The organism is Pseudomonas sp. EA_35y_Pfl2_R111 (assembly GCF_963970955.1).
GTDB lineage: Bacteria > Pseudomonadota > Gammaproteobacteria > Pseudomonadales > Pseudomonadaceae > Aquipseudomonas.
Genome location: NZ_CAXAOM010000003.1, coordinates 505,833 through 525,134 on the forward strand (window position 1 = coordinate 505,833; position 19,302 = coordinate 525,134).

Sequence of the window (19,302 nt, forward strand, 5' to 3'; positions counted from 1 at the left end):
CCATGCTTTTGATGATCGATAATTACGACTCCTTTACCTACAACGTGGTGCAGTACCTGGGCGAGCTGGGTGCCGATGTTCACGTGATCCGCAATGACGAACTGTCGATTGCCGAGATTGAGGCGTTGCAGCCCGAACGTATTGTGGTGTCGCCCGGCCCCTGCACGCCAACCGAGGCCGGGGTGTCCATCGAGACCATTCTGCATTTTGCCGGCAAGCTGCCGATTCTCGGCGTCTGCCTGGGCCACCAGAGCATCGGTCAGGCCTTCGGTGGTGATGTGGTGCGTGCGCGCCAGGTGATGCATGGCAAAACCAGCCCGGTGTTCCACAAGGACCTGGGCGTATTTGCCGGCCTGAACAACCCGCTGACCGTAACCCGCTACCATTCTTTGGTGGTCAAGCGTGAAACCTTGCCAGACTGCCTGGAAATCACCGCCTGGACTCAGCATGAGGACGGCGAAGTGGACGAAATTATGGGCCTGCGCCACAAGACCCTGCATATCGAGGGCGTGCAGTTCCACCCTGAGTCGATCCTCACCGAGCAGGGCCATGAGCTGTTTGCCAACTTCCTCAAACAACAAGGAGGCCTGCGCTGATGAATATCAAGGAAGCCCTCAATCGGGTGGTCAGCCAGCTCGATCTGTCGACCGAAGAAATGCAGGACGTGATGCGCGAAATCATGACCGGCCAATGCACGGACGCGCAGATCGGCGCTTTCCTGATGGGCATGCGCATGAAAAGCGAGACCATCGACGAAATCGTCGGCGCGGTTTCGGTGATGCGTGAGTTGGCTAGCCACGTACATCTGCAGACCCTCGCCCATGTGGTCGATGTCGTCGGCACTGGCGGCGATGGCGCGAATATCTTCAACGTGTCGACGGCGGCAAGCTTTGTTGTCGCAGCCGCAGGCGGCAAGGTGGCCAAGCATGGCAATCGCGCGGTGTCGGGCAAGAGCGGCAGTGCCGATCTGCTTGAAGCTGCCGGTATTTACCTGAGCCTGACGCCAGAGCAGGTGGCGCGCTGCATTGAGAACGTCGGCGTCGGCTTTATGTTTGCCCAGGTGCATCATTCGGCGATGAAGTATGCCGCCGTGCCACGTCGTGAGCTGGGTCTGCGCACCATCTTCAATATGCTCGGCCCGCTGACCAACCCGGCCGGGGTCAAGCATCAGGTGGTCGGTGTGTTCAGCCAGGCACTGTGCCGGCCGCTGGCCGAGGTACTCAAGCGCCTCGGCAGCCAACACATTCTGGTGGTGCATTCGCGCGATGGCCTGGATGAGTTCAGCCTGGCGGCTGCGACCCATGTGGCCGAGCTGAAGGATGGGCAGATCACCGAGTACGAAGTACTGCCGGAAGACCTCGGGCTGAAGAGTCAGAGCCTGATTGGCCTGGCGGTAGAAAGCCCAGAAGCCTCGCTCGCGTTGATCCGTGATGCCTTGAGCAAGCGCAAGACCGAAGCCGGGCAAAAGGCTGCAGATATGATCGTGCTGAATGCTGGTGCTGCGCTGTATGCGGCGGATTTGGCTGCTAGCCTCAAAGAGGGTGTGCAGCTGGCCCATGATGCCTTGCACACGGGGCTGGCATGGGAGAAGTTGCAGGAGTTGGTGTCCTTTACCGCCGTATTCAAAGAGGAGAATGCTGGGTGAGTATTCCAACCGTTCTGGAAAAAATCCTCGCACGTAAGGCTGAAGAAGTGGCGGCCCGTCGCGCCATCGTCAGTCTGGCTGAGGTCGAACAGCAAGCCCGCAGCGCCGACCCAGCGCGCGGCTTCGCTCAGGCACTGCTGGCCCAGGCCAAACGCAAACAGCCAGCGGTAATCGCCGAGATCAAGAGGGCTTCGCCGAGCAAGGGCGTGCTGCGCGATCACTTTGTGCCGGCCGAGATCGCCCTGAGCTACCAGAACGGTGGGGCCACTTGCCTATCGGTACTGACCGATATCGACTTCTTCCAGGGCGCGGATCGCTACCTGCAGGAGGCCCGTGCGGCCTGCTCGCTGCCGGTGATCCGCAAGGATTTTATGATCGACCCCTATCAGATCATTGAGGCCCGTGCCCTGGGTGCCGACTGCGTGCTGCTGATCGTTTCGGCTCTGGATGATGGACAGATGGCTGAATTGGCGGCAACTGCCAAGGCGGTCGGTCTCGACGTGCTGGTGGAAGTGCACGATGGTGATGAGCTGGAGCGTGCGCTGAAAACCCTGGATACACCGCTGGTTGGGATCAACAACCGCAACCTGCATACCTTTGAACTCAGCCTGGAAACCACCCTCGACCTGCTGCCACGGATTCCGCGTGATCGCCTGGTGGTGACCGAGAGCGGCATCCTCAACCGTGCCGATGTTGAACTGATGGAAATCAGCGAGGTGTATGCCTTCCTGGTCGGCGAGGCGTTTATGCGCGCCGACAATCCTGGGGCTGAGTTGGAGCGCTTGTTCTTCCCCGAGCGTAAGCGGGTGATCGCTTCGCCTGATGTGGACTGAAACCACCAAGACATAAAAAAGCCGACGCATGCGTCGGCTTTTTTATGTCTCAAGCATGCTGTTTAGCGCGTGCCGAAGACCACCATGGTCTTGCCTTTGACGTTGACCAGGCCTTGTTCTTCCAAGGCCTTGAGCACGCGACCGACCATCTCGCGCGAGCAACCGACGATGCGGCCGATTTCCTGGCGAGTGATCTTGATCTGCATGCCGTCCGGGTGAGTCATGGCGTCGGGTTGCTTGCACAGGTCGAGCAGAGTGCGGGCAACACGGCCAGTGACATCGAGGAAGGCCAGGTCGCCGACTTTGCGCGTGGTGTTGCGCAGACGCTCGGCCATCTGGCTGCCCAGGGCGTAGAGGATGTCCGGGTCCTGTTGGGTGAGTTCGCGGAACTTGGCATAGCTCAGCTCCGCCACTTCGCACTCGGTCTTGGCGCGCACCCAGGCGCTGCGTTCTTTCTCGGTGCCGTCCTTTTCGAACAGGCCCATTTCTCCGAAGAAGTCGCCGGAGTTGAGGTAAGCAATGATCATTTCACGACCATCATCGTCTTCGATCAGGATAGTGACCGAGCCTTTGACGATGAAGAACAGCGTTTCGCAGCGATCGCCCGCATAGATAATGGTGCTCTTGGCGGTGTAGCGGCGGCGGTGGCAATGCGCGAGAAGCTTGTCGAGATTTTTTATTTTAGGTGTGAGGGTAATAGCTACCATGCCTGAATCCCGAATTTATAAAGGTAAGCCGTTGTGCGGCTGAAGTTCTAATAATAGTTATCCGTACAAGTGTGCCAGTAATTCGGCATCAGCTTAACCAGGCCTCCATGGCGAGGTCCGGTTTTGCGACCTGGCTAACACTCAGCATGGAACTTTTTACTCACTGAGCAACGGGTCGGCAAGTAAAAGTGCTGTGCTAAGCTGCCTTCCTTTTTAACAGCGGAGCCCGAGTAATGAAAGCGCGTATTCAGTGGGCCGGCGAAGCCCTGTTTATTGGGGAGTCGGGCAGCGGCCACGCGGTGGTGATGGATGGCCCGCCAGAGAGCGGTGGACGCAACCTGGGTGTGCGCCCGATGGAGATGGTGCTGATTGGTCTGGGCGGTTGCAGCAACTTCGATGTGGTCAGCATTCTGAAAAAGTCCCGCCAGGCGGTAGAAAGCTGTGAAGCCTTTCTGGAGGCTGAGCGCGCCACGGAAGAGCCCAAGGTATTTACCAAGATTCACCTGCATTTCGTGGTCAAGGGCCGCGGTTTGAAGGAGGCGCAGGTCAAACGTGCGGTCGAGCTGTCAGCCGAGAAGTACTGCTCCGCCTCCATCATGCTGGGCCGTGGCGGTGTCGAAATTACCCACGATTACGAGATTATCGAGCTGGGCGAGTAAAGCGCTGCAGATCTCGTGACATGAAAAAGGGCACCTCGGTGCCCTTTTCTGTGCCTGCGATTCAGTTCTATACGCGGTAGGTGGTGCTGGTCATTACCTTGGCCAGCAGGCTCATACCGAATTTCACCGGTGCTGGGAAGCGCAGGCCGCCGGCATCTAGAGCGTTGCAGGCATGCTGTTCTTCATCGGCGCGCATCTGTTCAAGAATCGCGCGGGATTTCTGGTCTTCCAGCGGGATCTGCTGCAGGTGTTCATCGAGGTGTTTGACCACCTGATCTTCGGTGGCGGCGACAAAGCCCAGGCTGATTTTGTCGCTGATCAGCCCGGCGGCCGCACCGACGCCAAAGGACAAGCCGTAGAACAGCGGGTTGAGAATGCTCGGCTGACTGCCAAGCTGGCGGATGCGCTGTTCACACCAAGCCAGATGGTCGATTTCCTCATCAGCCGCATGCTCCATCGCCTGGCGTATCTGCGGCAGCTTGGCGGTCAGTGCTTGGCCCTGGTACAGCGCCTGGGCGCAGACCTCGCCGGTGTGGTTGATGCGCATCAGGCCGGCGACATGCTGAGCCTGCTCCACGTCCAGCTCGGCTTCCGGCTGCACGATGGCCGGCGATGGCCGGCTCGGTTGGCCGCTGAAGGGCAACAGGGTGCGCAGCGCGGCATCGGCTTGCAGTAATAGGCGATCAACAGGGGAAAATTGACGTTCGCTGGCCATAGGGACCTCCGGCGATGACTACGGCGGCTAGTTTACTGCAAACACTGGCCGCCGGCTTGATCGACATCAGGGCAACTCGCGTAGCACGCGAAAGCCCAGGGCGTAGTCCTTGTGCTGTGGCTGCTTCATATCGCGCTGGCTGCTGCGCAGATAGCTCGGGCCGCTGTTCCAGGCGCCACCACGCACTACCCGTGGGCTTTTGTCGAGCAGGCTGGCTGCCTGTTGCTCGCTGCCGTCGAAGGGGCTGGCGAAGCGCGAGGCGGTCCATTCCCAGACGTTGCCGGCGGTGTCATGCAGGCCGAAGGCATTGGCGGCGAACTGGCCGACACGTTCGGTCTTGCTCTGGATCAGGCGCGAGGTGGCGCAGCCACGGCAATGCGCGCGCGGTCGCGTTTCCGGGCTGTCAAGCTGCTCGCCCCACCAGTAGTAGCTGTCACTGCCCGCGCGAGCGGCGTACTCCCACTCGGCCTCGGTGGGCAGTCGATAGCGCTGGCCAGTGACCTTCGACAGCCATTGGCTGTAGGCCTGAGCCTGGTGCCAGGACACATGGATCACCGGCCGCTGCGCCGACAGCCCCCAGCCCTCGTTGTCTGGCATGGCCGTAGCGGTGGCCTCGGCATACTGCTGCCAGTCAGCGAAGCTGACTTCGTAGCGGCCGATGGCAAAGGGATGGCTGATCTCGATGGGTGTCAGTGGCCGTTCGTTGTGATTGCCACGGCCGCTGTGATCGCCCAGCAGATAGCGTCCGGCCGGCACTACGACCAGCTGCGGCCCTTGCTGGCCTTTGGGCAAGGCATCGCTGAATACGCTGCCAGGCGTGTGTGCTTGGGCAGGACTGGTAATCAGCAGGGCGAGCAAGATCAGTGTGCCGAGCAATGCACGACTCAACCTGGTGGCCATGCCATCTGCCGCTGACCCAGTATGTGCATATGGATGTGGTGCACCGTCTGACCACCCAGGTCATTGCAATTCATCACCATGCGAAAGCCTTCTTCGCAGCCTTGTTCCTCGGCCAGGCGCTGGGCGGTGTAGAGAATATGCCCGGCCAGGGGCTTGTCTGCCTCACTCAGGTCATGGAGGGTGCTGATGTGTTTTTTTGGGATAACCAGAAAATGCACCGGTGCCTGTGGGCCGATATCGTGAAAGGCAATTACCTGGTCATCTTCATAAAGCTTGCGCGCCGGTATCTCACCAGCGACGATCTTGCAAAACAGACAGTCCATGGACGGTCTCCCAGGTCGATATTTCAAGAGGCCCGAGTTTAGTGGACAAGGAGTGTGGGTGAAAAACGATATTCATGATCTGGGCTTGGTGCTTGATTCCAAGACCAAACTTGTATTGATTGAGTCCTGGGATGAGCTGCGGGTGCTGGAAACCCTGACCAGTCTGGCCGTGCGCCGCAGTCTTGGCTTGCAGCTGTGGTCGGTGACCGAAGGCTTGCAGCGGGTGGGGTTTTCCATTCAGGAACCGGTCGACAGCACGACGCTTGAGCCGGAAACCGCCCTGCGTCTGATCAAGGCGGATACGCAGCCGACGCTGTATGTGATGTGCGACTTGCATCCGTTTCTCGACGACAACCCCAAGCTGGTGCGCCTGCTCAAGGAAATCGCCATGAACGAGCAGCCCAGCAAGCCGACGCTGGTGCTGGTGTCCCACGCCTGCAAGTTGCCGCCGGAAGTGCAGCGCTACGCCTCGCGCTTCAGTCTGTCACTGCCCTCCGAGGAAGAGCTGCTGGCCATCGTGCGTGATGAGGCTACTGCCTGGAGCGCGCGCAACCGCAATGCTCGCGTGCGCACCGATAACCGCACGTTGCAGCAGGTGGTGAAGAATTTGCGCGGCCTCAGCCACGCCGAGGCGCGTGCGCTGGCGCGCAATGTGATCTGCGATGACGGCGCGATTACCCAGGAAGACCTGCCGGAGCTGAACAAGACCAAATTTCAGCTGCTAGATCTCGATGGCGTACTGAGTTTCGAGTACGACACCGCGCGTTTCGCCGAGGTCGGTGGGCTAGGTAACCTCAAGCGCTGGTTGGGTGAGCGGCAGAGCATCTTCCTTGAAGGTAAAGGCGTCGATCTGCCCAAGGGTGTGCTGTTGGTCGGCGTTCAGGGCGGCGGCAAGAGTCTGGCCGCCAAGGCCATCGCCGGCCTCTGGGGCTTGCCCCTACTGCGCCTGGACTTTGCCTGCCTGTACAACAAGTTCTTCGGCGAGACTGAGCGCAACCTGCGCGAAGCCTTGAAGCTGGCCGAGCAGATGGCGCCTTGTGTGCTGTGGATGGATGAGATCGAAAAGGGTCTGGCCAGCGGTGATCACGATGGTGGCGTCAGCCAGCGGGTGCTCGGCACCCTATTGACCTGGATGGCCGAGCGCAAGGCACCGGTATTTATGGTGGCCACCGCCAACGTTATTTCACGGCTGCCGCCGGAGCTGGTGCGTAAGGGGCGTTTCGATGAGCTGTTCTTCGTCGACTTGCCGGATGCTGCGGTGCGTGCCGAGATCTTCCGTATTCACCTGGCGCGGCGTGAGCTGGAGGTGGCGGGCTTTGATTTGACGCAACTGGCGGCGGCCTGCGAGGGGTTTTCCGGCGCGGAGATCGAGCAGGCCGTGGTCAGCGCCCTCTATGCCGCACAAGCCCAGCAACAAGTGGTCAATCAGGCCTTGCTGCTGCAGAGCATCCAGGGCACCGCGCCGCTGTCAGTGGTGATGGCCGAAGACCTTGCTGCGCTGCGTGCCTGGGCGGACGGTCGCACGGTCAACGCCGGCTAGCTACGCGGCCGGCTTGCCGAACTGGCGATTTAGCCGTGCGCTGATTCGCCGTACCAGCCAGCGCGGCCCTAGCCTAGGGCTGAGGGCAAGCAAGCGGTTACGCCAACCAGGGATGATGATCGCGCGGTTTTTCTCCAGCGCCTTGACGGTGATAAGCGCCACTTCTTCGGCGCTCATCATCAGCTTGCTGCCCTGTAGCGCTTCACTGTTCATGCGTGCGGTGCGGAAAAACGCGCTGCGGGTTGGCCCTGGGCAGAGCACGGAGACTTTAACGCCGTATTCTTTAAGTTCTTCACGCAGGCCTTCGGAAAAGTGCAGCACGTAGGCCTTGCTTGCGTAGTAGTTGCTCATGCCCGGGCCTGGCTGAAAGCCGGCAACCGAGGCGACGTTGAGAATCTGTCCACTGCCCTGGCCGGCCATGATGGTGCCGATGGCGTGGCAGAGGCGGGCGAGTGCCAGGATATTCAGTTCGATCAGCTGCTGCTCACGAGCCCAGTCCTGGGCCACGTAGGTGCCTGAGGTACCGATGCCGGCATTGTTTACCAGCAGGTCGATACTGCGCTCACCTTGCTCAAGCTCATGCAGCAGGCCGCTGACCTGCAGCGGCTGGCTGAGGTCGCAGACGCGAAACAGCACCTCTACGGAAAAACGTTGCGTCAGCTCGCAGGCAATGCTTTCCAGCGCATCGCGCTGGCGCGCCACCAGAATCAGATTGCGGCCACGCCGAGCCAAGGCTTCCGCCAGGGCTAGGCCAATGCCGCTAGAGGCTCCAGTGATAAGCGCGTAACGGGTCATAGGGTTCTCCGTGATGGGGCCTTTCGACCCCATGCACCGCGCAAGGTTGCGAGTGGGTTACAGGCCGGCGTCGGCATAACCCATATAGGCAGGCAGGGCGATGGCCGCAACGATAGCGATGACGATGATGGCCACCCAGAGCAGGGCGAGGATTTTCACTGCGCGGCTATTCGGTGGTGGCGGCGGACCAAAGCGGTTCGCGGCGGTGCTGCCGGGGATGATAAACATCAGCAGGGAGAACACCCCGCCGACAATCGGCACGAGGGTGATTAGCAGCAGCCAGCCAGACCAGCCGATGTCATGCAGACGCTGTACGCCGATCATGATGCCGACCACCGCAACGGCGATACCCACTACCACCATCAGCAGACCGCCAAGAATTTCCGATGCGGCGAAGAAGCCGCCGGCGATGCCGAACAGCGGCAAGCAGGCCAGCATCAGCACCATTGACCAGGCCAGGTAACGCAGGCGGCCGATGCGGCCGTCGGTGGTAAAGGCTTTTAGCTCGCCGAATTCCGGCAATGTTTCTGCCACAGCCGCTTTTGGTGTGGCGTAGGGGGTGGTCGCTGCGCTGACTACTTCCGGCGGGTTTTCCGCGAGCATGGCCTGGCGGGCGATAAATTTCTCGATAACGATGCCGCAGGCCGAGCACTCGATGGCTTTGCTTTGCTGGTGGCCGCACTTGGGGCAGGTCATGTCGCTTGTGCTTTCGCCACTTGGCGCTGAGCTCTGAGTCAGGGGCGCGTGATCATCGGTCTCCACCAGGCTCAGGCTGGCGGCCAGATCCTGCTCTTTGCGCACTTTGGCGCCGGCACTTTGCAGGGCCTTGAGGTACTGGTCGGCTTCGTTTTCGCTGAGGTCGCGCTTGATATCGACATTGCCGCCGCTAAACAGCGAGTTGATTCGGGTCTGGTCGCTCTTGAACAGGCGGGCGAGGTTTTCTTTGGCGGTTTCCAGGCTAACGTCAGGCATCAACTCGCCGTTGAACACAATCTTGAAGCGGGCTTGGGTCATGTCGGCGTCCTTGTCGGTGCCAGGATGGAATTGCGCTACAGACTAGCCGGCCTGCAGGCCAGTAAACAAGCTGCCTGTACGCAAATGTGCAGGTGCCTAGAGGCGGTTCACGCTCTGCTGGCGGACCAGCTGCCGACCAGGCGGCCGTTGCGCAGAAGAATGAGTTGGTTGAACAGCTCGAACAGGCCCTCCGAGCGTTGCGGGCGGAGAAACACCCAGTCGTCGACCTGTAAGCCTGTGCCTGCTGAGCCGATTAGGCGCTCCTGGTTGGCGCTGCGCCCATACAGGGCGTCATAACTGAGCCCCGCCGGGGACACCGGAGTTGCTGGCCATTGCCCGCCATACAGGTAGTAAGCCTGTTGGCGATTAGGGTTCCAGCGTTGTAGCAGTTGATGAGATCCGTCGAGAAACGGCAGTTGCCCCGGCAGCGCCTTAAGCACCGGGCTCGCAATCCACAGGGCGGCTTGCTGGGGGCTGAGCAGGTCGTTGTCGAAATCACTGGGCTTGAGCAGTGCGGAGCCGACTGCGACTTCATTCAGCGGCGTATCGCGCTTAGCGTGCAGGGCATAGGTCAGGCTGCCAGCGCCATTGAGCAGCGGCTGTTGCGGCCATAGCTCGTTGAATGCCGCGGCGCTGGCGACAAATGCGCGGTAACGCGCGGCGCTCTGGGCAAAGGCGCTGGCCTGATCGGTCCAGAACGGCGTATGAGCGATATGGGCGTCATAGCCCATCAGGCCGCGCACACGCAGCCGGTTGGGTGTGTTACGCAGCCAGGTGAGTGCGATGCCGAGTTCTGCGGGAGTGGTAAAACCGCCGCGGGCCAGGCCGATGTCGATCTCAAAGGCAATCTGCAGCGACTGGTTGAGCGCGGTGGCCAGTGCGGCGTATTCCTGCAGCCGGGTCTGGCTATCGATCAGCCAGGTCAGCTGTTCGGCTGGGACAAAGCCGCTGCCCTGTGGCAATTGCTGGTAGAAGCTCAGGGCGGCTGCGCTGGGCAAGGGTTTGCCGAGCAGTAGGTCGGACTGGGGGAAGTTCACTGCCAGCTGATTGATCTGTGGCTGGTGAAACACCATAAAACGCTGCGTGCCGAGCTTTTTCGCCAGGTAGTCGAGCAAGCCGGTGGAGGCCAGAGATTTGGCCACCAGGCGCAGCGGGAGTTGCTGACCGAGTTGGCTAGCAAGCAGCTCGGCGTTCTGATCGAGGCGTTCGAGGTCCACCACCAGCAGCGGTAGGCCGGCCCCTGCGCGCCGCAGCAGTTGGTTGAGTGCAGCAAAGTAGGGCGCGTGGGGCTGGCCGAGATCATTCGGGCGCAGCGCCCAGCCGCCTAACAAACCCAGTGCCCCGAGGCTGAGCAGGCTGCGTCGCTTCATCGCGCCCAGCGTTGTTGCAACTGCAGGCTCTGCTTGAGGGCGACGCGGTATTCGCTGTCGAGGCGGGCGATCAGCTGCTCGACGCTGGGCAGGTCGCTGATATTGCCGACGCCCTGGCCGGCCGACCACACGGTTTTCCAGGCCTTGGCCTCTTCATCCATTGGCTTGAGCTTCTCGCCGTAGTTGACCTCGCCTTTGTTCTGCAGCTGCTTGAGGTCGTAGCCGGCCAGCTCCAGGCTCTGGCGCATAAAACTCGCTGGCACCCCGGAGACCGCTGGGGTGTGAACGATGTCGGCGGCTTTGGCGTCGAGAATCATCTGCTTGTAGGCAGCGGACGCGGCATTTTCCTGAGTGGCGATCAGGCGGGTGCCGAGGTAGGCGAGGTCGGCGCCAAGCAGTTGGGCGGCCAGTACTTCGTGGCCCTGGTTAAGGCAGCCGGCCAGCAGCAGGGTCTTGTCGAAGAACTGGCGGATTTCGGCGATCAGCGCGAACGGGCTCCAGGTACCGGCATGTCCGCCTGCACCGGCGGCTACTGCGATCAGGCCGTCGACGCCGGCTTCTGCGGCCTTCTCGGCATGCCGGCGGGTGGTCACGTCGTGGAATACCAGGCCGCCGTAGCTGTGCACGGCGTCTACCACTTCTTTCACCGCGCCGAGGCTGGTGATCACGATAGGCACGCGCTGCTCGACGCAGATGGCCAGGTCCGCCTGTAGACGCGGGTTGCTGCCGTGCACGATCAGGTTGACTGCATAAGGCGCCGCGTCGCTGTCCAGGCCGGCTTCGATCTCTTCCAGCCAGTCCTTGAAGCCGCTGCTGTCGCGTTGGTTCAGGGCAGGGAAGCTGCCGACGATGCCGCTGTTGCAGCAGGCCAGCACCAGTTGCGGGTTAGACACCAGAAACATCGGCGCGGCGACAACGGGCAGGCGCAGGCGTTGTTCGAGCAGGGCTGGCAGCGACATGCAGTAATCCTCTTGAGGTATTTAGAAAGGGCGAACCACGACCAGAATGACAATCCCGAGCAAGGCCAGCACCGGTGCTTCATTGAACCAGCGGTAAAACACGTGACCGCGCTGATTCTCGCCGCGGGCAAACGCCTTAAGCTGGGCGCCGCACATAAACTGGTAGACCACCAATAGCGCCACCAAGCTCAGCTTGGCGTGCATCCAGCCCTGGCTGAAGTAGTAGCTGGGGTTAAGGCTGATCAGCCACAGGCCCAGGCCGACGGTAAGAATTAGCGACGGCCACATGATCCCGCGATACAGCTTGCGCTCCATAATGCAGAAACGCTCGCGGCTGACCTCGTCGGTGCTCATGGCGTGGTAGACGAACAGGCGCGGCAGGTAGAACAGGCCGGCGAACCAGCAGACCATAGCGATAATGTGCAGGGCCTTGAGCCACAGATAGAGCATTGGTCGAACTCATTGCGGGAAAGTGCCCCCGATAGTAGTGGGCATGATCGCCTCCGTCATCACCGGCGGCGCTCAAGTGTTGGCCCCTGGCCGAAGCGGCCGTATCATCGGCAGCTTTCCACTGCTGGTATTACAAAGGGGCAAGTGATGATCAAGGTCGGAATCGTCGGCGGCACGGGGTATACCGGTGTCGAACTGTTGCGTTTGTTGGCGCAACACCCGCAAGCGCAGGTCGAAGTGATTACCTCGCGCTCCGAGGCCGGCATGCGTGTCGACGAGATGTATCCGAACCTGCGCGGCCATTACGATAGCTTGGCTTTTAGTGTGCCCGACGTGGCCACTCTGGGTGCTTGCGATGTGGTGTTCTTCGCCACGCCACATGGTGTTGCCCATGCCCTGGCTGGTGAGCTGCTAGCTGCCGGCACTAAGGTGATCGACCTGTCAGCCGACTTCCGCCTGCAGGATGCTGACGAGTGGGCCAAGTGGTACGGGCAGCCGCACGGCGCGCCGGGTCTGTTACCGGAAGCGGTTTACGGCCTGCCGGAAGTCAATCGTGAGGCGATCAAGCAGGCGCGCCTGATTGCAGTGCCGGGCTGCTACCCCACTGCCGCACAGCTGGCGCTGATTCCGTTGCTGGAAGCTGGTCTGGCTGATACCACGCAAGTGATCGCCGACTGCAAGTCCGGGGTCAGCGGTGCCGGCCGGGGTGCCAGCGTGGCTTCGCTGTTCAGCGAAGCCGGCGAGAGCATGAAAGCCTACGGGGTCAAAGGTCATCGGCATTTGCCAGAAATTCGCCAGGGCCTGCGCCGGGCTGCGGGCAAGGATGTCGGCCTGACCTTTGTGCCGCACCTGACGCCGATGATCCGTGGTATCCACGCCACGCTTTACGCCACAGTGGTCGACCGCTCGGTGGACCTGCAGGCGCTGTTCGAGAAGCGTTATGCCAACGAGCCTTTCGTCGATGTTATGCCTGTAGGCAGCCACCCTGAAACCCGCAGTGTGCGTGGCGCCAATGTGTGTCGGATCGCTGTACACCGGCCGCAGGATGGTGATCTGGTAGTGGTGTTGTCGGTAATCGATAACCTGGTCAAGGGGGCGTCCGGCCAGGCGGTGCAAAATATGAACATCCTCTTCGGCCTTGATGAGCGTCTGGGCTTGTCCCACGCGGCCATGCTGCCTTGATGGCGGGCTGGGAGGTTCGTCCAAGCGATCCGGGGCGTGACCGGCGACGACGTATGCTCGGGCTGCTGCTGGTGCTGTGCATTCCGCTGACGTTCTATGTCGGCGGCTGGTGGCAGCAGTACAGCCAGCCTGCAGTGGCCGTGGGGCAGCCGGCCGAACCGGTACGCGATGAGCAGCTGATACGCGAGGTTGATGAGTTACGCCAGCGCGTGGCGGTGCTCAGCAGTGCTGAAAAGGTCAGCCAGCAAGCCAACGAGCAGAGTCGCCTGACCATCAAGCTGCTGGAAGAACAGATCTATAAACAGCAACAGGATCTGGCTTTCTACAAAGGTGTGTTAGCGCCCGCCAGCCGTCGTGAAGGTCTAAGGATCAAGACCTTTGAGCTACAGGCCACGGACAGACCTGAACATTTCCGCTACAAGATACTCCTTAGTCGCGTAGGTAAAGGCGAGACGCCGCTGGAAGGCCAGTTGCAGGTTTCGATCGTCGGCAAGCAAGGCGAGCAGGATGTCACGCACGAGCTGGCATCACTGAGCGCAGATTTGCCCGATGCCCTGTCTGGACAGCCGATAGCCTTCGCCTTCAAGCACTTCCAGGCCATTCCCGAAGCTGGGCGATTTGCCGAGCTAAAGTTGCCTGAAGGGTTCATCCCTCGCGAGATCAAGGTGCGTGCCGACGTAAAAGGCGAGAAGCCTTTGTTGCGCACATTCAAATGGAACAAAGAGGAGTAGCTGTTCCTTATGTGGAATAAAGACAAGGCGCGCACTGACGTGCAGCGTTTCGCGGGTAAGACCAGCCTGATTGCGGTGGGTGCCGAGCTGCATGGCGATTTGCGCTTTCAAGGCGCGGTGCAGGTCGATGGCAAGGTTATGGGTAACCTAGTGGCCAGCGAGGGCATGGTGCGCGTTAGCGTACAGGGAAGGGTTGAAGGTGAGATCCGCGCACCCCATATAGTGATTGATGGTGAAGTGGTCGGCGATGTGCACGCCAGTGGCCATCTTGAGTTGGGTGCGCGGGCGCGAGTGCGCGGCAATCTGTATTACGCCCTGATGGAAATGGCCATGGGCGCGCAGATCGAAGGCCGTCTCTGCCGCTTGCAGGACGAGGCGCGACCACTGGAGTTGCCAGAGACGCTGGATGCCGCACAATAGTTGACCGCTTTTCTCGGGTAAGCGGATAATGCCGATCAGAATGCAGTATGGCGCGTAGCGCCGGGAGTTAATCAGCATGAGCGTCGAAACCTTCACCCCCAGCGCTATGCAATTTACGCAGGGCGCAGCGAACAAGGTGAAGAGCCTGGTCGATGAGGAAGGCAATCCGCGCCTGAAATTGCGCGTGTTTGTAACGGGAGGCGGCTGTTCCGGCTTCCAGTACGGCTTCACCTTTGATGAAGAAGTGGCCGATGATGACACCATCATTGAGCGCGAAGGCGTGAGTCTGGTGGTCGACCCGATGAGCTTCCAGTACCTAGCAGGTGCTGAGGTGGATTATCAGGAAGGTCTGGAAGGTTCGCGATTTGTCATCAACAACCCGAACGCTACCACTACCTGCGGTTGCGGCTCGTCGTTCTCGATCTGACTTGTAGGCTGTTCAAGCTAACGCCGTGCCTTGCGCACGGCGTTGTCGTTTCTGGGAGTCCAAATCTGCAGGGCGATCAGGCGGGGTAGATCGCGCCGAGTACCCGTAGGCCACATGCGCCGGTAACGCTCGGCCGGTTGGCGGGTATGCCTTCTAGGCAGCAGTGCGCCAGCCAGGCAAAGGCCATGGCCTCAACCCAGTCGGCCGGCACGCCGTGTTCATCGGTACTACACACCTGGCTATTGGGCAGCAAATGAGCAAGGCGGCGCATCAGTGTGTGGTTCTGCGCGCCACCGCCACACACCAGCAGCATCTCGGTGTTCTGCTGAGCAGCCTTGAGGGCCTCGGTGATGCTGATGGCGGTCATTTCCAGCAGGGTAGCCTGCACGTCAGCCGCCGCAAATGCCGGTAGGTGCTGCAGGTGCTGATCCAGCCAGGCAAGGTTAAACAGCTCACGTCCAGTGCTTTTCGGTCCCTGGGTCTGGAAGTAGGGATCACTCAGCAAGGCTTGCAGAAGCTGCGGCTGTATCTGGCCGCTGGCGGCCCACTGACCGTCCTGGTCGTATGTCAGGCCCTGATGGCGCTGGATCCAGGCATCCAGTAGCACATTGCCCGGGCCACAATCGAAGCCATGCACCGGGCGCTCAGGCTCCAGCAGGCTGAGGTTGCTGAAACCGCCGATGTTGAGGATTGCGCGGGTGCTGCCTTCGCTGGCGAACAATGCCTGGTGGAATGCCGGAACTAATGGTGCGCCCTGGCCGCCGGCGGCAACATCGCGGCGGCGGAAGTCACCGACGACGCTTATGCCGGTCAGTTCTGCGAGCAGGGCGGAGTTGCCGATCTGAATACTGAAGCCGCGTGCAGGCTCATGGCGCACGGTCTGGCCATGGCTGCCGATGGCGCGAACGCTGTGTGCGGGTATGTCGTGTTGTATCAGCAGTTCATTGATGCCTTGCGCAGCGAGCGCAACCCACTGTTGTTCGGCGATTGCCGCGCGGGCCAGTTCATCCGGGCCGGATGCGCACAAGCTGAGTAGGGCGCTGCGCAGCTCGTCTGGCATGGGTAGGTAGCGCTTGCCGAGCAAACGGGTGCTGTGGTGTTCCTGCTCTATCAGCGCGATGTCCAGGCCATCCAGGCTGGTGCCGGACATCACGCCGAGGTAGAGGGGCATGGCTTAGCGCTGATTGTTGAGGGCGAGCATCGTGGACTTCTCTTTATCCATTTGCGCCATCAACGGCTTGCTCAGCTGCATAAAGCGGGCTTTTTCGCTACTGGCGATCGGGTCGGCCATTGGCAGCTTCTGGCTCAGCGGATCAACGTGCACGCCGTTGACTTGGAATTCGTAGTGCAGGTGCGGCCCAGTGGACAGGCCGGTTGTGCCGATATAGCCGATGATCTGCCCCTGCTTGACGTTGCTGCCGCTGCGGATGCCCTTTGCAAAGCCATTCATGTGGGCATACAGCGTGCGGTAGCGTTGGCCGTGCTGGATGATTACCGCATTGCCGTAGCCGCCGTGACGACCGGCCAGGGAGATGCGGCCATCGCCAGCGGCCTTTATTGGCGTGCCGCGTGGGGCGGCGTAATCCACACCCTTGTGTGCGCGGATCTTGTTCAGAACCGGGTGGCGGCGACCTGTGGAAAAGCGCGAGCTGATACGGGCGAAATCTACCGGGGTACGAATAAAGGCTTTTCGCATGCTTTCGCCATTGGCGCTGTAATAGCTGCTGTTCCCTTGCTTGTTGGTGTAGCGCACTGCGGTGTAAGTCTTGCCGCGGTTGGTGAACCGCGCCGAGAGAATGTTGCCGGTGCCGACTTGCTTGCCGTTGACCACTTTCTTTTCGTAGATCAGCTCGAACTCGTCGCCTTCGCGAATATCCATTGCAAAGTCGATGTCGTAGCCGAATACGTTGGCCAGATCCATGGTCAGGCTGTGCGATAGACCTGCGCGCTTGGCGGAGAGAAACAGCGAGCTGTTGATCACGCCGTGACTGTAAGTGGTCTGGACTTCTGGCTTGACAAGCTCACGCTTGAAGCTGAAGCCATTCTCGCCCCTCGTCAGGGCAATGCTTTCCAAGTCGCTGAGCTTGCTGTGCAGGCTTTCGAGCTGGCCATCCGCGCTCAGTTTGAACTCAAGTGCCTGGCCCACCTTCAGTCGAGTCAGCTGTTTGGCTTCTTTGCTGCTATTGAGCACTGTATGCAGAGTGGTAGCGCTCAAGCCGACCTTGGCAAATACCGTGGACAGCGTGTCGCCGTTTTCCACGCTAACAATGTGGTGCAGTGGGTCTGTTTCTGGTGGTGGGGCAATCTGCGCGGCCTGTGGCTCATCACTTGTCGATGTATCAGTTGCGGCGGTGCTGGCGAACGGCGACTGGCGCGTCAGTGAGGCGGCTGATTCCAGCCCATCCTGCTGCTCGGCGTATTCTGCGCCGTTGTCCAGCTCAAGGTTTAAATAGGTTTTCTTTGCTTCAACTTCGCGGGTGGGGAATACCAGTAGGGCTAGGCTCAGTAGGGCGGCGACGCCACTGGCCGCCAGAATGTGGCTTTTCGGGTATAGGGGCGGCGCTTTAGTTGTAGAGGTCATAGGCGGCTTTTTGACTTTAAAATGAAAAGAAATAGATAAACGAAATGATGAATATGCAGTAACTGTATAAAATATAACCAAATCGCTAGCTAGGCAACCCCGGTTGTCGCAAGGTGGTCTTAGCGTAGGTGGGTGGTGGGCAGAACTTGTGATTTGTCTGCGATCTTGTATGGTTGGTTCCCTTTCGTTTTTGAGTGGTCGTGAGTCCTGTCATGAAGTCGGTTGAAGAGCAGTTGGCGCTGATCAAGCGTGGCGCAGAAGAGGTTCTGGTTGAGGCTGAGCTGGTTGAGAAGCTCAAGCGTGGTCAGCCACTGCGTATCAAGGCAGGTTTTGATCCGACTGCGCCGGATCTGCACCTCGGGCACACCGTGCTTATTAATAAGCTGCGTCAGTTCCAGGAGTTGGGACATCAGGTGATTTTCCTGATCGGCGACTTCACGGGGATGATTGGTGACCCCAGCGGTAAGAGCGCCACGCGCCCACCGCTGACCCGCGAGCAGGTACTGGAGAACGCGGAGACCTATAAAACCCAGGTGTTCAAGATTCTCGATCCGGCGAAAACCGAGGTCGCCTTCAACTCCACCTGGATGGACAAGATGGGCCCGGCTGATTTCATCCGTCTGACCTCGCAGTACACCGTGGCGCGGATGCTGGAGCGCGATGACTTCAGTAAGCGTTACTCGACTAACCAGCCTATCGCTATTCACGAGTTTCTCTACCCTCTGGTTCAGGGTTATGACTCGGTAGCCTTGCAGGCGGATGTTGAGCTGGGCGGCACCGATCAGAAGTTCAACCTGCTGATGGGGCGCGAGTTGCAGCGTTCCTATGGTCAGTCCTCGCAGTGCATCGTCACCATGCCGTTGCTCGAAGGTCTGGATGGCGTGAAGAAGATGTCGAAGTCGCTGGGCAACTACATTGGTATCCAGGAAGCGCCGGGTGTCATGTACAACAAGCTGGTATCCATGCCGGATGCGCTGATGTGGCGCTACTTCGAGCTGCTTAGCTTCCGTTCCATGGATGAGATCGAGCAGTTCAAGCGGGATGTCGAACAGGGTGCCAATCCGCGTGATATCAAGATCAAGCTGGCCGAAGAGATTGTTGCCCGCTTCCATGGCGAAGAGGCGGCGCTCAGTGCCCATCGCTCGGCGGGTAATCGTATGAAGGAAGGCGAGCTGCCCGAGGATCTGCCAGAGATCGAAGTGCTGTCTGCTGAAGATATGCCGATTGCCGCGCTGCTTAATAAAGCAGGCCTAGTGAAGAACGCCGCGATGGCGCGCGATCTGCTGGGTTCCGGCAGTGTGCGCGTGGACGGTGAGGTGGTCGATCGCGCCTTCATATATAAGGTAGGTGCTGTGCACGTCTGTCAGGCCGGCAAGAAAGCGTTCGCGCGAATCACGCTTAAGGCCGAGTAATCGGTGGCACGTTAGCGTGATGATTACGACAAAGCCGTTGAAGCGTGAGCTTCAACGGCTTTGTCGTTTCTGCAGGCGACGCGCTAGTGGTTTGTGTAGCTACCGCCCTTGAGTTCGCGGGTGTTGAAACAAAAGCCTAACAATCGATTGACCTTCGTTCGGCAGTCCCTATAATGCGCAGCTCTTCAGGCGTATGCGGTTCATTAAACTTCTTATAAAACAAGAAGTTAGATTTAAAAGAGGGCTTGCAAAGCAGCGAAAGCTGCGTAGAATGCGCCGGGCTGGCAGGGTGGTGGTTTGATTCTGTTAGTGGTTCGGTCGAGATGATCGAAAGCGGTAAAAGAGGCGGTTGACAGCGGATTGAAACGCTGTAGAATTCGCCTCCCGCTGACGAGAAGCTTAAGGCTGAATGAAGGCGCAAGTGGTTGAGATTGAAAAGAAATTTTCAAAATCACTTGACGGAAGATGAGGCTGCTGTAGAATGCGCGCCTCGGTTGAGACGAAAGAATCAACCACCCGCTCTTTAACAACTGAATCAAGCAATTCGTGTGGGTGCTTGTGAGGTAAGACTGCTAGTCGCAAGATTATCAGCATCACAAGTTACTCCGCGAGAAATCAAAGATGTAACCAACGATTGCT

21 protein-coding genes are annotated in these 19,302 nt (G+C 59.8%); 10 read left to right on the forward strand and 11 right to left on the reverse strand.

The features are described 5' to 3' along the window. The first annotated feature begins 2 nt into the window (after nt 1-2). The 3 genes from AACY25_RS15300 to trpC are packed head-to-tail and all read left to right on the forward strand — an operon-like array spanning nt 3 to nt 2,478. On the forward strand, nt 3-596 hold the full coding sequence (locus AACY25_RS15300; RefSeq protein ID WP_339525669.1) for an aminodeoxychorismate/anthranilate synthase component II: 594 nt from the start codon (nt 3-5) through the stop codon (nt 594-596). Continuing rightward, nucleotides 596-1,645, forward strand: coding sequence for an anthranilate phosphoribosyltransferase (trpD, locus tag AACY25_RS15305; RefSeq protein ID WP_339525670.1), 1,050 nt, complete (start codon nt 596-598; stop codon nt 1,643-1,645). Before AACY25_RS15300 ends, trpD begins: the two co-directional genes overlap by 1 nt. Next, nucleotides 1,642-2,478 (forward strand): indole-3-glycerol phosphate synthase TrpC, encoded by an 837-nt coding sequence (gene trpC / locus AACY25_RS15310; protein ID WP_339525672.1) that lies wholly within the window; start codon nt 1,642-1,644, stop codon nt 2,476-2,478. The genes trpD and trpC overlap by 4 nt, the downstream gene beginning before the upstream one ends. A 62-nt stretch (nt 2,479-2,540) precedes the next feature. On the opposite strand, the gene crp is transcribed toward trpC, so the two are convergent. Further along, nucleotides 2,541-3,185, reverse strand: coding sequence for a cAMP-activated global transcriptional regulator CRP (gene crp, locus AACY25_RS15315; RefSeq protein ID WP_136664372.1), 645 nt, complete (start codon nt 3,183-3,185; stop codon nt 2,541-2,543). Between the two features lie 233 nt (nt 3,186-3,418). On the opposite strand from crp, the gene AACY25_RS15320 reads away from it, so the two are divergent. After that, nucleotides 3,419-3,844, forward strand: a complete 426-nt coding sequence (locus AACY25_RS15320; protein WP_160089400.1) for an OsmC family protein — start codon at nt 3,419-3,421, stop codon at nt 3,842-3,844. 67 nt (nt 3,845-3,911) lie between these two features. Here the strand turns inward: AACY25_RS15320 and coq7 are convergent, their stop codons facing one another. From coq7 to AACY25_RS15335, 3 genes are all read right to left on the reverse strand, one after another. After that, complete coding sequence (gene coq7, locus AACY25_RS15325; protein ID WP_339525675.1) at nt 3,912-4,559, reverse strand: 2-polyprenyl-3-methyl-6-methoxy-1,4-benzoquinone monooxygenase; 648 nt, start codon at nt 4,557-4,559, stop codon at nt 3,912-3,914. A 66-nt stretch (nt 4,560-4,625) separates the two neighbouring features. Continuing rightward, on the reverse strand, nt 4,626-5,459 hold the full coding sequence (locus AACY25_RS15330) for a formylglycine-generating enzyme family protein (protein ID WP_339525677.1): 834 nt from the start codon (nt 5,457-5,459) through the stop codon (nt 4,626-4,628). After that, entirely contained in the window at nt 5,444-5,782 is a 339-nt protein-coding gene (locus AACY25_RS15335; RefSeq protein WP_339525679.1) for a histidine triad nucleotide-binding protein, read from the reverse strand. The genes AACY25_RS15330 and AACY25_RS15335 overlap by 16 nt, the downstream gene beginning before the upstream one ends. Before the next feature lie 58 nt (nt 5,783-5,840). Here AACY25_RS15335 and AACY25_RS15340 point away from each other — a divergent pair, with 58 nt between their 5' ends. After that, on the forward strand, nt 5,841-7,322 hold the full coding sequence (locus AACY25_RS15340; protein WP_339525680.1) for an AAA family ATPase: 1,482 nt from the start codon (nt 5,841-5,843) through the stop codon (nt 7,320-7,322). Here the strand turns inward: AACY25_RS15340 and AACY25_RS15345 are convergent, their stop codons facing one another. The 5 genes from AACY25_RS15345 to hemJ form a co-directional block, all read right to left on the reverse strand. Continuing rightward, nucleotides 7,323-8,117 carry an SDR family NAD(P)-dependent oxidoreductase gene (locus tag AACY25_RS15345; protein WP_339525681.1) on the reverse strand — a complete coding sequence of 265 codons (795 nt, stop codon included), beginning with the start codon at nt 8,115-8,117 and terminating at the stop codon, nt 7,323-7,325. A 57-nt stretch (nt 8,118-8,174) separates the two neighbouring features. Further along, complete coding sequence (locus AACY25_RS15350; RefSeq protein ID WP_339525682.1) at nt 8,175-9,131, reverse strand: DUF805 domain-containing protein; 957 nt, start codon at nt 9,129-9,131, stop codon at nt 8,175-8,177. 107 nt (nt 9,132-9,238) lie between these two features. Beyond that, entirely contained in the window at nt 9,239-10,501 is a 1,263-nt protein-coding gene (locus AACY25_RS15355) for an alanine racemase (RefSeq protein WP_339525683.1), read from the reverse strand. Continuing rightward, on the reverse strand, nt 10,498-11,460 hold the full coding sequence (locus tag AACY25_RS15360) for an NAD(P)H-dependent flavin oxidoreductase (protein WP_339525684.1): 963 nt from the start codon (nt 11,458-11,460) through the stop codon (nt 10,498-10,500). Before AACY25_RS15360 ends, AACY25_RS15355 begins: the two co-directional genes overlap by 4 nt. Before the next feature lie 21 nt (nt 11,461-11,481). Continuing rightward, on the reverse strand, nt 11,482-11,910 hold the full coding sequence (gene hemJ, locus AACY25_RS15365; RefSeq protein ID WP_090243938.1) for a protoporphyrinogen oxidase HemJ: 429 nt from the start codon (nt 11,908-11,910) through the stop codon (nt 11,482-11,484). 147 nt (nt 11,911-12,057) lie between these two features. On the opposite strand from hemJ, the gene argC reads away from it, so the two are divergent. The 4 genes from argC (at nt 12,058) to erpA (ending at nt 14,670) form a co-directional block, all read left to right on the forward strand. Beyond that, a complete protein-coding gene (argC, locus tag AACY25_RS15370) occupies nt 12,058-13,092 on the forward strand; it encodes an N-acetyl-gamma-glutamyl-phosphate reductase (RefSeq protein ID WP_339525687.1) in 1,035 nt (344 codons plus the stop codon). Nucleotides 13,093-13,145: 53 nt separating this feature from the next. Beyond that, on the forward strand, nt 13,146-13,823 hold the full coding sequence (locus AACY25_RS15375; protein ID WP_339525689.1) for a DUF6776 family protein: 678 nt from the start codon (nt 13,146-13,148) through the stop codon (nt 13,821-13,823). Nucleotides 13,824-13,832: 9 nt separating this feature from the next. After that, entirely contained in the window at nt 13,833-14,243 is a 411-nt protein-coding gene (locus tag AACY25_RS15380) for a bactofilin family protein (protein WP_311090419.1), read from the forward strand. A gap of 76 nt (nt 14,244-14,319) precedes the next feature. Next, entirely contained in the window at nt 14,320-14,670 is a 351-nt protein-coding gene (gene erpA, locus AACY25_RS15385) for an iron-sulfur cluster insertion protein ErpA (RefSeq protein WP_339525693.1), read from the forward strand. A gap of 76 nt (nt 14,671-14,746) precedes the next feature. Here the strand turns inward: erpA and AACY25_RS15390 are convergent, their stop codons facing one another. Beyond that, nucleotides 14,747-15,841, reverse strand: coding sequence for an anhydro-N-acetylmuramic acid kinase (locus tag AACY25_RS15390; RefSeq protein WP_339525694.1), 1,095 nt, complete (start codon nt 15,839-15,841; stop codon nt 14,747-14,749). A 3-nt stretch (nt 15,842-15,844) separates the two neighbouring features. After that, nucleotides 15,845-17,251: a peptidoglycan DD-metalloendopeptidase family protein gene (locus AACY25_RS15395; RefSeq protein WP_339525696.1), complete on the reverse strand. Its 1,407-nt coding sequence runs from the start codon at nt 17,249-17,251 to the stop codon at nt 15,845-15,847. A gap of 212 nt (nt 17,252-17,463) precedes the next feature. Between AACY25_RS15395 and tyrS the strand changes: the two genes are divergently transcribed. After that, nucleotides 17,464-18,663 carry a tyrosine--tRNA ligase gene (gene tyrS, locus AACY25_RS15400; protein WP_339525698.1) on the forward strand — a complete coding sequence of 400 codons (1,200 nt, stop codon included), beginning with the start codon at nt 17,464-17,466 and terminating at the stop codon, nt 18,661-18,663. The last annotated feature ends 639 nt before the right edge of the window (nt 18,664-19,302 follow it).